Annotated in this window: 10 protein-coding genes and 1 tRNA gene; all 11 read right to left on the bottom strand. The window is 36.2% G+C overall.

What is annotated here, in order from left to right; all coding sequences use genetic code 11:
• Nucleotides 1–7 precede the first annotated feature (7 nt).
• Nucleotides 8–1,630 (bottom strand): T9SS type A sorting domain-containing protein, encoded by a 1,623-nt coding sequence (locus EG344_RS14140; RefSeq protein ID WP_123909961.1) that lies wholly within the window; start codon nt 1,628–1,630, stop codon nt 8–10.
• 143 nt (nt 1,631–1,773) lie between these two features.
• Nucleotides 1,774–3,330, bottom strand: coding sequence for a tetratricopeptide repeat protein (locus tag EG344_RS14135; RefSeq protein WP_123909960.1), 1,557 nt, complete (start codon nt 3,328–3,330; stop codon nt 1,774–1,776).
• Between the two features lie 169 nt (nt 3,331–3,499).
• Nucleotides 3,500–4,168 (bottom strand): hypothetical protein, encoded by a 669-nt coding sequence (locus EG344_RS14130; RefSeq protein ID WP_123909959.1) that lies wholly within the window; start codon nt 4,166–4,168, stop codon nt 3,500–3,502.
• A gap of 10 nt (nt 4,169–4,178) precedes the next feature.
• Nucleotides 4,179–4,826, bottom strand: a complete 648-nt coding sequence (locus EG344_RS14125) for a hypothetical protein (protein WP_123909958.1) — start codon at nt 4,824–4,826, stop codon at nt 4,179–4,181.
• Nucleotides 4,827–4,841: 15 nt separating this feature from the next.
• Nucleotides 4,842–5,453, bottom strand: coding sequence for a hypothetical protein (locus tag EG344_RS14120; protein ID WP_228412738.1), 612 nt, complete (start codon nt 5,451–5,453; stop codon nt 4,842–4,844).
• 679 nt (nt 5,454–6,132) lie between these two features.
• Nucleotides 6,133–6,675 (bottom strand): transcription termination/antitermination protein NusG, encoded by a 543-nt coding sequence (nusG, locus tag EG344_RS14115; RefSeq protein ID WP_065395256.1) that lies wholly within the window; start codon nt 6,673–6,675, stop codon nt 6,133–6,135.
• An 18-nt stretch (nt 6,676–6,693) separates the two neighbouring features.
• Entirely contained in the window at nt 6,694–6,900 is a 207-nt protein-coding gene (gene secE / locus EG344_RS14110) for a preprotein translocase subunit SecE (RefSeq protein WP_002976410.1), read from the bottom strand.
• 12 nt (nt 6,901–6,912) lie between these two features.
• A tRNA-Trp gene (locus EG344_RS14105) sits at nt 6,913–6,983 on the bottom strand.
• Nucleotides 6,984–7,037: 54 nt separating this feature from the next.
• A complete protein-coding gene (tuf, locus tag EG344_RS14100) occupies nt 7,038–8,243 on the bottom strand; it encodes an elongation factor Tu (protein ID WP_045501120.1) in 1,206 nt (401 codons plus the stop codon).
• 266 nt (nt 8,244–8,509) lie between these two features.
• On the bottom strand, nt 8,510–11,608 hold the full coding sequence (locus EG344_RS14095; RefSeq protein ID WP_123909956.1) for an efflux RND transporter permease subunit: 3,099 nt from the start codon (nt 11,606–11,608) through the stop codon (nt 8,510–8,512).
• 62 nt (nt 11,609–11,670) lie between these two features.
• Complete coding sequence (locus tag EG344_RS14090; protein WP_123909955.1) at nt 11,671–12,756, bottom strand: efflux RND transporter periplasmic adaptor subunit; 1,086 nt, start codon at nt 12,754–12,756, stop codon at nt 11,671–11,673.

Below are 12,756 nucleotides of genomic sequence, written 5' to 3'. Positions count from 1 at the left end.
TGGAAAACTATTTTTTGATAAACTTCATATTTTCTTCTTTCACCTTTATAATATAAGCTCCTCTTATCAAATCACTAATATCAACCATTCCTTGCTTCATCAATCCCGTTTTTATCAATTGACCAACTGTATTATAGATTTTGAAATCCTGATCTTTTAATCCATCAATATGAATAATATCTGTTGCCGGATTCGGGTAAAGTTTACTGTTGATTTTTTTTCCTGAAATATCATTCGTTCCCATTGTACCATTAGGCAAGATCAGATTCTGCGCATAGATTCCCGTGGGAGCCTCTTCTGTATTTTTAGTTTCCTGAAATACAATTACTCCTTGCCCATTGATGGGTTTCAAAACAGTTGTATACCCTTTAGAGGCAGGAAAGGTTGCTATTGGAAGATAGTGCTGTGACCACTCAAAATCACCGCTATCCTTTAACAGAACAGCATTCAGAGATACATTAAGTGACGTACCTTCTTTTTTCTGTACCACAAAATATGGCTTATCATTTACAAGTTGCAGATTGCTATAATGGAACATTGATGTATTATCTACAGGAAATACCTGCTTGGCGTTATCCGTAAACAATCTGGCACCAGTATTTTTATCAAATTTTTGTACAAACTCTCCGTTTTCTCCCTGAGATGAAGAACTATAATTTGCAATAGACCAGATATAAGGAGATCCTGATTCAAAAGCGACTTTCATATCTTTTTCAAAATAGGTCTGATTGGTATCAAAATCTACCCCGGAAACGCCCCATGGCAGAGTACCATCGGCATTTACTCTTTGAAGATATCCATCAAACCTCATATTCTCGCCAGTGCTGTACCCGTAATACACTACACTCCCATCCACAGCTCCTGTATATTTTGCATTATAAGCAGTAGATTTAGCGGTAATCTGCTGGGGAGCATCCCAAAGTAAGGTCCCGCTTTTCAAATTGATCTTTTGGGCAAACAAGTAGCTTGTAGTACCAAAGGATACTTGCTTGTGGAAAATAATTTCACATTCATCCCCGTCCAATTTAAAGAGGTCGGCAGGAATTGTATTTTTAGCAACATCATTCGAAACGATCTGTGTGGGAGCTGTCCATACTGGTTGCCCGGCCTGGTTAAACATTTGGACTTTAGTATATTTTTGACTTGGAGGGAAATATCCAACCACAATATTCCCATCAGATAAGGGAAGAATTGTAGGTAAATAAGCTTCACCCAAGCTAATTCCGGTTGGCCATTCTGAGATACCCTGAGGAGTAATTTTAAAAATATATCCCGGAGTTCCTGCACCCGTTCCTGTTACACCAATGTAAAGATTATCTGATGTATCTACAGCTGTTTTTTCTACGACCGTGTAAGTTCCCATTGGTATTTGATCTGTAACTTTAATTCCATTGGGACCTAATTGTTTATTTCCGTTTTGATCCAAAATCTGAACCCAAAGTTCAAAATTCACTGGAGCGGGTACACTTTTCCAGAATCCAATATAAGTTTTCCCATCACTCATTGTTTCAGCAAAAGAACTTCCTTTTGCACTGGTTACCAAAAAATTTTGGTCCAGGATCGGATTCCATTGTGCTTTTCCCATAAAACTTATGGAAAGGCCTATAAAAAGAGTAAGTAATTTTTTCATTGCGGTATTGTTTTAAATAGGAGACAAAGGAATACAATGTCATCCAACCTTGTTAAAAATACCGCACACAATTACCACATAACAGAAAAAAAACACCACATTATCTCCACACACTAAAACACAAATGCTTAAATTACAAACAATTACAACTCATTCAAATATTGAGCAAGATCTTCTTTTGTATTGGTAAGATTCATCTTTTTCCTCAAGCGTGTTCTTGAATTTTCAATTGTTTTTGGAGTTACATTCAGTAGATTTGAAATTTCTTTTGTAGATAATTTAAGTTTCAGCATTGCTGCCAGCCGTTTATCATAATTCGTCAATCCGGGATGCTTGTCATCCAGATTTTCATAAAATGATTCATGGATATTCAGAAAATGATATTCAAAATCTCCCCATGAATCATTCTTAGTATTCAGTTTAATTTCATGGATAATTCTGGAAACTTCATTAATTTCGCTGTCTTTAAGCTTAGACTTCAGAACATTCACCTGCTCCAGCAATGATTTAAAGATCTCCTCAATTTTAGATTGTTCCATGGATTTATAGACCAGCATTTTTTCTTTCATCTGATTATCTATTTCAAGCTGTTTTTCACGGTTCTCAATCAATTTTTTTTCAAGACGAAGCTTTTCTGCTTTGTTCCTAAAATTAATCAACAATAAAATACTGATTACCACAACCAACAGGAGAATAATAACCAAAACTACATACAGCATATTCTTTTTATCCTGTTCTATTTTATCCAGCCTTTTTTGCAGTTCATAGTCATGTTGTACCTTCAATCGTTCTACATTCACTGCCTTTTCTTCTATATTCAGCAGATCCCGGATAGAATCATATTTTTTAAAGGTTTCTACAGAATGTTTGTAATCTTTATTGAGCTGATAGGCTTTATACAGAGTTCTTAGATAATTGGTATTATCAAAATTTACTCCATTAGAAGTTATATACTTCCCTACATTTTGAGCATAGAATAAAGCTTTCTCCGGATTTTGGGTTTCGATATAAAAATTGGCAAGGTTGTAATTAACCTGATAGTTTGATTTATGATCTTCAATGACATTTTTTTTTAAAATGGTATTGGCTTCAAGCAGATAATTTTCTGCCTTGATCTGATTTCCTTCAAGAAAGTTAAGTTTACCAAAGTTTGAAAACACAAATGCTTTTAACACCGGGTTATCATAGGTTTCAAAAGATTTCAGTCCTTCTTCAAAATAATATCTTGATGAATCCAGTTTAGACAAAACCAGGTAAGCATTTCCTAAATTATTAAATGCTTTAATGGTTTCTGTTTGTTTTTTTTGTTTCTGATAAAAGTTCAAAAGCTTTTTATAATAAGTAACTGCTTTTCTGGTGTCATTGAGCTGAGAATAAGTATAAGCGAAAATCCCATCTATCTTGGCTGTCTTTTCTTCGTCTTTACCCCAAAATATGTGATACGCCTTGTTAGAATAATCCAATGCCAAATCAAAATAGTTTACATCGCTGTAGATTTTTGCTGCTTCCAGATAAAAATCTCCCAAATTATTATCAGTAACTCTTTTTCTGGCCTGCTGTATATTAGCTTCTGCTTTTTTCCAATCCTTGAATTTTAGCTCGTTGGCTTCATTCATATATTGCCCATACTCTCCATTCTGCCCAAAGCACAATACAAATAAAAACAACAGCAGCCATGTAAAAGATAGTCTTTTTCCCATTTTAAGTATAATTCCCTATAAAATTATAAAATCATTTGAAAAAACTACAGTCAATCTTATATATACCTTTAAAATTGACAAAACACCCCAAAACATTGAAGAGTTCATTAAAATGAAAACCAGTCTATTTTTCAATAGACTGGTTTTTTATCTTCAATTTATTTTTATATTAAAAACCTGATGGCTTATTAATCGTTTGAGTAGAACCGTCAGTTCCTCCAAGATCAGCATTCACATCATTAATATTCTGCTTTGTGATCAATCTTTTATAGGCCATAAGGTACAGATCTACTGTAAAATTATTGTAGGTTCTGGCTGGATTGGCCGAACTCGCATTAATAATTCTGCTATCTGTAAATTTAGCTCTTATATGCCAGGTCCCGTTGCTTTTGAACGCTGCCACATCAGGAGATCCCTGCTTGTTATCATTAACCCCGTTATCTCCGTAATCAAGCATTACATTGGTAGAATTATCATTAAGCTTAAATGAATAGTTCTGAACAACTACAAGAAAGTTGTTAGCATCAATTTTAGTATCATAATCTGTAATTCCTGCACCAGAAACTCCGGTAAGCGAAAGTTTTAGATAATTGAACAAACCACTGCTTTCCAGATTAGGGTTATACAGTTGAAGACCGTTTTGAGAGGTTGCTAAAAAACTACCTCCAGTCATTGTAGGTTCTCCCGGATTTCTAAGATATAGAGCGTTTGTATATGACTTTCCGTTGACATCAAGTGTTTCAACAGGATTTTTTGTATTAATTCCTACTTTACCAAGTTGGGCATTTAAAAATAGTCCCAAAAAGGTAATCATAATGATATAAATTTTTCTTTCCATTGTTTTGTTTTTACTGAAGCCCTAAAGGCGTATTGGTTGAAACTCCTGAATAAACCGGTGAACCGGATGCAGATACAGATCCTGTAAAAGTACCCCAGTCTTTAACCAGCGATCTTTCAAAAACATTTAAAGTAAACGTCCATGTTCCATTCAGTGAACCAGTAGTTCCTGCCCCTTTAAATCCAAGATTAACAGCATGATAAGTTTTTCCTCCTCTGGTAACTTTGGTTACTTCCGCAGAATACGCCCCAAAAGATTTGGGAGTGGTCGTTGAAATAGTCGCTGATGTGGCTACACTAAAAGTCGCTCCGGTAATTGCAACCACATATTTGTCAGTCTCTAATCCTGTACTTAAATTAACCACTTCATCCTGATTAACATTTTTCAAAACAACATTATAAGTATTAACAGGAGCAACGTTACGAAGAGCAATATCTAATAACTTAACTTTCCCAACAGGAGAAGAATCCTTAGAACGGGTAATAAGTAAATAACTTCCATCAGCAAATGTATTCTCAGTATCTACCAAGTAAGATTCTACCAGTGTCTCTCCTTCCACATCTAAAGTTCCTTTGGGAGTTTTAGTATTGATTCCCACCTGTGCATTAACAGCAAAAAATGTGCATGCTGCAAAATATAGTGTGATAATTTTTTTCATTGCATTATTTGTTTTTTATTGTATTAAAGGAGCTGCGGCCGAGCCTGTTGTAGAGGTTGCAGTTGCTCCTAAACTTTGTGTAGAATTAAATTCTTTAGCATATGACCTATCAAACACCAGCAAATTAAGAGTCCATTCTCCGGTAGGAAAAGATGAATCCGGAGAGAATCCCTGATAATCGGCTTTCAATTTCCAGGTTCCTCCGGAAGAAAAAGCGAATATCTGTGGCATCGGAGTAAGCCAGTCTGCAGAATACGTTCTGATAGGCTGTGTAAAACCAAAAGAAGAAATTACAACCAGAAATTTCTGAGAGTTGATCTTGGTATCAAACTGGTTTACCCAGTCCTTGTCTGATGGGTCACAAGTAATTTTATACTGGATAAGGTTAATAGGAGCCGGGGAATTCGGGACGAAAGTATCGTTATATGCCGTAATTTTATTTTCCGGTGCCGGGGACTTGATAATAAACGTATAGTTTTCATTGGCACCCAGCTTTTCCATAGGTTTTTTGAAAACAATGCCGGATGTCTTCATCGTTCCGTTCACGGTAAGTTCCTTTTCAGGTTTGACAGTATTGATTCCAACTTGTGCACTCACTGATACTGCTGAACCTATTAAGAGGATCATCGAAATAATTTTTGTCATTGTCGGTTATGTGTTTGTAAGATTTCTATTACCCACGCCTTATTGCTCACAATTCAAGTTTTAATTAAAAAACATTAAATGTGCTGTACATCTGGAAACAGTGTACTTAATAAAAAAACAATAAGTTTTGTGGGTTAATTACGGGATAAGTTACAAGAAGTATGCCATCAAAAATGAATTGACCTTCGGGAATGCTATCAAACAGAGAAAAACCTATATTTTGTCCCACAGAAGTGATTATTACATTATAATAAACTGCCTTATAGAAGAAGCTAACACCAATTATTATTTTTACATTTTCAATAAAAAAATATATGAAAAATTATAAAAAATAAAATAAAAAAGTATAAAATAAGTTTTATTTTATCTATATCAAATTATTTGAAAAACATAGCCGAAAACTCTTGAAAGCTGATAGATTATATACAGTACCTACATCTATATTAGGTTTTAGCTAAGATCAATGATTGTTTAATCTAGGCGAGCCATAAATACAAACCCCTGCTTATTAAGATTTCTTTGAAACAATATAAAGTATGAGAAGGATGATTTATTATATATAAATATTCATAGCTGGTACTTTATTTCCTTAAGCATGATAGTAATAAAAACAAAAAAAGACTGCTTAATAGCAGTCTTTTATATTTTATATAAGTAAATATTATACTTTTTCTACTTGCATGTAGCTTAGTTCCATTGGAGTTTTTCTACCGAAGATCAATACAGAAACTTCAATTTTCTTTTTGTCTTCAAGAATCTTCTCAACTGTACCATTGAATCCGTTGAAAGGACCATCAATCACTTTTACGTTTTCTCCTACTACATATGGAATCTCAACATCGCTTGCGAATTCTGAAAGTTCATCCATTCTTCCAAGCATTCTGTTTACCTCTGATTTTCTCATTGGAACAGGATCTCCACCTTTTGTTAAACTTAAGAAAGAAATAACTCCAGGGATGTTTTTGATAACGTGAGGAATCTCTCCCATCAGCTCAGCTTCAATCATTAAGTATCCAGGATAGTAAGGTCTTTCTTTAGGAACTTTCTTACCGTTTCTAATTTGAATAACCTTTTCCATAGGAATAACCACTTGAGTAACGTACTGCTCAAACCCTAAACGTTTGATTTCTGTCTCAATATAGTTTTTCACTTTATTTTCCTGTCCGCTGATTGCTTTCAGCACATACCATTTCAATTCGCTCATTATGGGAAAATACTTTAATTAGTTGAACAAGTTGATTAGCATTCCAATGATGTTGCTGATTGCTTTTGAAAACAATTCATCAACTCCAAAAGTAAATAAAGCCAAGATCACTGTCGCAATAGTCACTACAATTGTAGACGACTGAAGGTCAGCCCATTTTGGCCATTCAACTTTATGTCTGAATTCGTTATAAGAACCTTTTAAAAAATCAACAAATGAACTCATAATTTATATTTGCACGGGCACAAGGATTCGAACCCTGATCAACGGTTTTGGAGACCGGTATCCTACCATTGGACGATGCCCGTAGTTAAAAAGCTTCCGAGAGTTTCCTTTCGGAAGCTTAATTTATTTTAAGATGATTAGTCTAAGATTTCAGTAACCTGACCTGAACCAACTGTTCTACCACCTTCTCTGATCGCGAATCTAAGACCCTCGTTAAGAGCGATTGGTTGTAACAATTCTACAGTGATCTCTAAGTTATCACCAGGCATTACCATTTCTACACCTTCTGGTAAGAAGATCTCACCTGTAACGTCAGTAGTTCTTACGTAGAACTGAGGACGGTACTTGTTGTGGAATGGAGTGTGACGTCCACCTTCTTCTTTAGAAAGGATATAAACAGATGCTTTGAATTTTTTGTGTGGCTTCACAGAATCTTTCTTAGCGATTACCATACCTCTCTTGATGTCAGTTTTTTCAATACCTCTCAACAATAGACCTACGTTATCACCAGCTTCACCTCTATCTAGGATTTTTCTGAACATCTCAACTCCTGTAATAGTAGAAGTTAATTTTTCTTCACCCATACCAACGATATCAACTGGATCTCCAGTGTTGATAACACCAGCCTCGATTCTACCAGTTGCTACAGTACCTCTACCTGTAATAGAGAATACGTCTTCGATTGGCATCAAGAATGGCTTATCAGTATCTCTTACTGGCTCGTCGATCCACTCATCAACTGCATCCATTAGAGCTTCAACAGTTTTGAACCACTTATCTTCTGAGTCACCGTTAGTAGCTGCAGTAAGTGCTCCAAGAGCTGAACCTTGGATTACTGGAGAGTTATCTCCATCAAAGTCATAAGTAGCTAATAGATCTCTAAGTTCCATTTCAACAAGCTCTAACAATTCTGGATCATCCACCATGTCAACTTTGTTCATGAAAACAACGATCTTAGGTACGTTTACCTGACGGCAAAGTAGGATATGTTCTCTAGTTTGAGGCATTGGACCATCAGTTGCAGCACATACTACGATAGCTCCATCCATCTGAGCAGCACCAGTTACCATGTTCTTAACATAGTCGGCGTGACCTGGACAGTCAACGTGAGCATAGTGTCTTTTTACAGTTTCATACTCGATGTGAGCAGTATTGATAGTGATCCCTCTTTCTTTTTCTTCTGGAGCAGAGTCAATTGAAGAGAAGTCTTTTTTCTCAGCAAGACCTTTGCTAGCTAATACAGCAGAAATAGCAGCTGTAAGAGTAGTTTTACCATGGTCAACGTGACCAATAGTACCAATGTTCAAGTGTGGTTTGTTACGATTAAACGTTTCCTTTGCCATGATTTAAAATTATTTATTTATTGTTTTTCAAATTTTCGGTGTGCAAATATAATGAATTTTTAAATACCAAAAACTTTTTATTCAAAAAACTTTCAATATTCTCATCCAATGAAGGACAAACCTTATATTTCGATGCATTGAGACTGCAAATTTACACATTTTTCCGGATTGAAAAAAACTTTCTGATACCTTTTACAGGCTCTTTCACGAAAGAGCCTGAAATACAGAATATTTCAGGCTCAATTAATATATAAAATGAAAGATAATCAGGCTTGGCTTACCCTTTTAGTCCTGTTAAAAATCCAGAAAATAATCGGAAAAATAAGCAAAGTAAGTATGGTGGCCGTTATAAGTCCTCCAATAATTACAATAGCTAAAGGCTTTTGAGACTCTGATCCGATCCCTGTAGATAATGCTGCCGGCATCAATCCTATAGAAGCCATAAGAGCGGTCATAATTACCGGTCTGGTTCTTGATTTCACTCCGGTTAATATTGCGTTATCTATATCCAACCCATTTTTAACGTTCTGGTGAAATTCTGTAATTAAAATAACTCCGTTTTGTATACATATTCCCAACAGGGCAATCATTCCTACTCCTGCGGAGATTCCGAAATTGATTCCGGTAACATGCAAGGCAATAATACCTCCAATCAGAGCAAATGGGACATTCGCTAAAACCAGAAGGGAATCTTTCATATTTCCAAACAGGATAAACAGAAGGAAAAAGATCATCAGAATACTTACGGGAACGACCTGGGCCAATCTGTGTGAAGCACGCTGCTGGTTTTCAAACTGCCCTGTCCAGCCTACTGAATATCCATCCGGCAGTTCAACAGTGGCTACTTTTTTCTGGGCATCTGCAATGGTACTTCCCAAATCACGATCCCGGATTGAGAACTTCACTCCAATATATCTTTTAATATTATCTCTGTAAATAAATGCAGCTCCATTATCTTTCACAATAGTACTGATCTCTTTTAAAGGGATTTTAGCACCATCCTGAGTAGGAACCATCAAAGCAGCAATGTCATTTTCATTGGTTCTATATTCCTGGGAATAACGAAGACGAATCGGAAATTTCCTTTCTCCATCAAACATTTCGGAAGCTGTTTTTCCTCCGAAAGCCATTTCCAGTACAGCCTGTGCATCAGCGGGCATTACTCCATAAGCTGCCATCTTATCTCTGTCCAAGACTACACTTACTTCCGGCTGACCGATATTTTTAATAATACCAGGATCTTTTACTCCGTCAACATCTTTAATCTTACCTAGAATCTCATGCGCTAACTTGTCTAAGGTTTCTAAATTGTCTCCATAGATTTTGATACCATTCTCGGCTTTAAAACCTGCGACAGCTTCTGCCACGTTATCTGAAATCGGCTGCGAATAATTAAAGGTAATTCCCTGGTAACTTCTAAGCTTTTGGTCTATTTCATTAATGAGTTCATCATAAGTGATTTTCCGTTTCCATTCATCTCTTGGTTTCAGGTTTACGGCAAACTGCACGAATCCGAATCCGTTCGGGTCTGTACCATCATTACTTCTTCCTGTTTGTGCCAGAACATCTGTTACTTCTGAGAAACTCATAATGTCTTTTTTCAAAAGATCTGCTGTTTTCAAAGATTCTTTTAAAGATGAACTCATTGGCATTTCTGCGGTGATCCAAAGTGAACCTTCATTAAGCTGCGGTAGGAATTCAGTTCCAAGGAATTTTCCGGAAAACAATGTTACTGCAAGGAATGAAATAGCAACAATCATACTTGTTCTTTTATGTTTAAAGGTTAGATTAAAACCTTTTAACACAATTCTATCCCAGAAATTAACAAACGGGTTATTTTTTTCCCTTACATTTTTATTTAAAAGGATATGAGAAAGAACAGGAACCAGTGTTAAAGTAAATATTAACGCTCCTATCAATGCAAATCCTAAAGTAAAGGCTAAAGGTGAAAACATTTTCCCTTCCACTTTCTGGAAAGAGAAAATTGGAATCAATGAAGTAATAATAATCAGCTTTGAGAAGAAAATTGCTTTTCCTAAACCAGTTCCGGTTTGTTTGATCCAGCCTCCTTTCGCTAATTTATTAAATTTCTCCATTCCGTACCGATGGGCTTTGTGGTCGAGCATTACAAAGAGTCCTTCCACCATGACGACCGCTCCGTCAATAATGATCCCAAAGTCTACGGCTCCAAGGGAAAGTAGGTTTGCGCTCATCCCAGCCAGTTTTAGACATAAAAAAGCAAATAATAAAGATAATGGGATGATGATAGAAACAATCAGCGTAGTTCTCCAGTCCGCCATAAAGATCAGAACGATTACAGTCACTAGTACAATCCCTTCAATCAGGTTATGCATCACAGTCTTAGTAGTAAAATCCATCAGGTTATCCCTATCGTAAAAGGTCACCATTTTTACATCTTTTGGAAGGATCTTTTCATTCAGCTCTTTAATTTTAGCTTTTACCCCTACCAAAACTTCTCTTGGGTTCTCCCCTTTTCTCATCACCACAATTCCCTCTACGGTATCGTCATGGTTATTTAGGGCTGCCTGTCCTACTCTAGGCATAGAGCTTTCATGAACTTCTGCCACATTTTTTACCAGAACAGGGTTTCCGCTATCATTCTGAATGGTGATATTTCCGATATCTGTAATAGATTTTACCAAACCTATTCCTCTTACCACATAAGCCTGTCCATTCTTTTCAATGACATCTCCTCCAACGTTAAGATTACTCTTGGTAACGGCATCATACACCTGGAGGGGGGTCAGATTGTATTTATCCAATGCTCTGGGATCGATACTTAATTCAAATACTTTGTCCTGTCCACCAAAAACATTGATATCCGCTACCCCAGGCACTCCTCTTAAGGCACGGTCTATCACCCAGTTTTGCAGGGTCAGCAGTTTACGGGAATCTTTTGTTTTACTTTCCAGTGTATATCTGAAAATTTCTCCGGTTGGCCCGTAGGGTGGTTGTACTTCAGGGTCCACCTCGTCAGGCAGGCTAATGGTTCTTAATTGGTTATTGACCTGATTTCTGGCAAAAGTATCATCCACCCCATCGTCAAACAGAATTTTCACAATGGAGAGACCAAACATCGTGGTACTTCTCACACTGGTTTTCTTTTGAACCGGGCTCATCGCCAATTCTATGGGAGTAGTAACAAAACGTTCTACTTCTTCTGCACTACGCCCATTCCATTGGGTAATGATTACAATCTGGGTATTGGTAACGTCCGGAAAAGCTTCAATAGGCATATTTTTGAAACTTATAAATCCGGCAATCGCTAAAATAGCCACCCAGATAAAGGTAAATGCTTTATTTTTTAATGAAAAAGCGATTATATTTTTTATGAATTTATTCATGATAGATACATTGATGACCTAAAAAAGCCGTTGAAAGAATTTATTTTAAATCACTACAATTTTCAGCTGTTTAGAGAGCGGTATATCAGAAGCTGGTTGTTAGTAATCACTTCTTCTCCTTCTTTAAGGCCATCTGCTATATAAGTAACATCACCTACCTGTTTCTGTACTTTCACTTCTCTTATTTTCACATCAGTTCTGGATTTAAAAATTACCACAAAACTTTTGTTATCATCAAAAATTACTGCTTTGGAAGGAACAGTCAGCATTGTATTGTTTTCAAGGCTGGAAACTTTTATAGTAGCTTTACTATCCGGAATTAATAATCCATTAGCATTATCCAGAACAACCCTTGCCTGCATGGCATTGGTTTGCGGATCAATGATTTTAAAAATCTTATCAATTTTTCCATCAAAGACCTTATCCGGATAAGAAAGTGTAGACACCTGAGCTTTCATTCCAAGGCTTATCTTTTCAATATCCGATTCATTAACATTCATAATGGCCCAAACATTGGTGGTATTGGCAACATCAAAAATATTATCACTTCGGTCACTTCTCAGCTGCATATCTTTATTGATACTTTTCTGTACAATATATCCGTTAATAGGTGCTACCACACTGTATATATTTCCTGACTTCACATTATAAACAGTACTTACAGCCGCAGCTCTCTGTAATTGATCTTCTGCTTTCTGCAGCTGGCTTTTTGCCTCCAATACATCTCTTTCTGTATTTAGTTTTCCTTCGTAGAGTTCCTTAGCAACTCTAAGGTTATTTTTAGCCACTACAAGGTCTGTTTTAGCATCACTCACATCTTTTTGAATTTCGGCAAGCTCCGTACTCCTGATAGTCGCCAGTACCTGACCTTTTCTCACATAATCCCCAAGTTCTACATTTACACTCATCACATTTCCTCCAACCAATGGATAAACATCTATATAGCTGTTCTTATCTGCGGAGATTTTTCCATAAAAACTATATTCATCTTCTATATTTCTTTGTTCAACCTTCGCCAGGGAAATAGATTTCAGCATGGTATTGCTGAGTTCAAAGCCTTTTTTAGCCGGATTGTTTTTTTCTTCCTCCTTTTTTGAGCAGGCCATCAATGATAAGATCATTAATACTGGAATAATATAAGTTTTCAT

The organism is Chryseobacterium sp. G0162 (assembly GCF_003815715.1).
Lineage (GTDB): Bacteria > Bacteroidota > Bacteroidia > Flavobacteriales > Weeksellaceae > Chryseobacterium.
Note: the sequence above shows the minus strand (reverse complement) of the source record. Positions and strands in the feature narration are given on the sequence as shown.

Bases quoted from the DNA above. Each gene is read 5' to 3' on its own strand.
- EG344_RS14140 (WP_123909961.1), bottom strand. From the start codon at position 1,630: ATGAAAAAATTACTTACTCTTTTTATAGGCCTTTCCATAAGTTTTATG.
- EG344_RS14135 (WP_123909960.1), bottom strand. From the start codon at position 3,330: ATGGGAAAAAGACTATCTTTTACATGGCTGCTGTTGTTTTTATTTGTA.
- EG344_RS14130 (WP_123909959.1), bottom strand. From the start codon at position 4,168: ATGGAAAGAAAAATTTATATCATTATGATTACCTTTTTGGGACTATTT.
- EG344_RS14125 (WP_123909958.1), bottom strand. From the start codon at position 4,826: ATGAAAAAAATTATCACACTATATTTTGCAGCATGCACATTTTTTGCT.
- EG344_RS14120 (WP_228412738.1), bottom strand. From the start codon at position 5,453: ATGATCCTCTTAATAGGTTCAGCAGTATCAGTGAGTGCACAAGTTGGA.
- nusG (WP_065395256.1), bottom strand. From the start codon at position 6,675: ATGAGCGAATTGAAATGGTATGTGCTGAAAGCAATCAGCGGACAGGAA.
- secE (WP_002976410.1), bottom strand. From the start codon at position 6,900: ATGAGTTCATTTGTTGATTTTTTAAAAGGTTCTTATAACGAATTCAGA.
- tuf (WP_045501120.1), bottom strand. From the start codon at position 8,243: ATGGCAAAGGAAACGTTTAATCGTAACAAACCACACTTGAACATTGGT.
- EG344_RS14095 (WP_123909956.1), bottom strand. From the start codon at position 11,608: ATGAATAAATTCATAAAAAATATAATCGCTTTTTCATTAAAAAATAAA.
- EG344_RS14090 (WP_123909955.1), bottom strand. From the start codon at position 12,756: ATGAAAACTTATATTATTCCAGTATTAATGATCTTATCATTGATGGCC.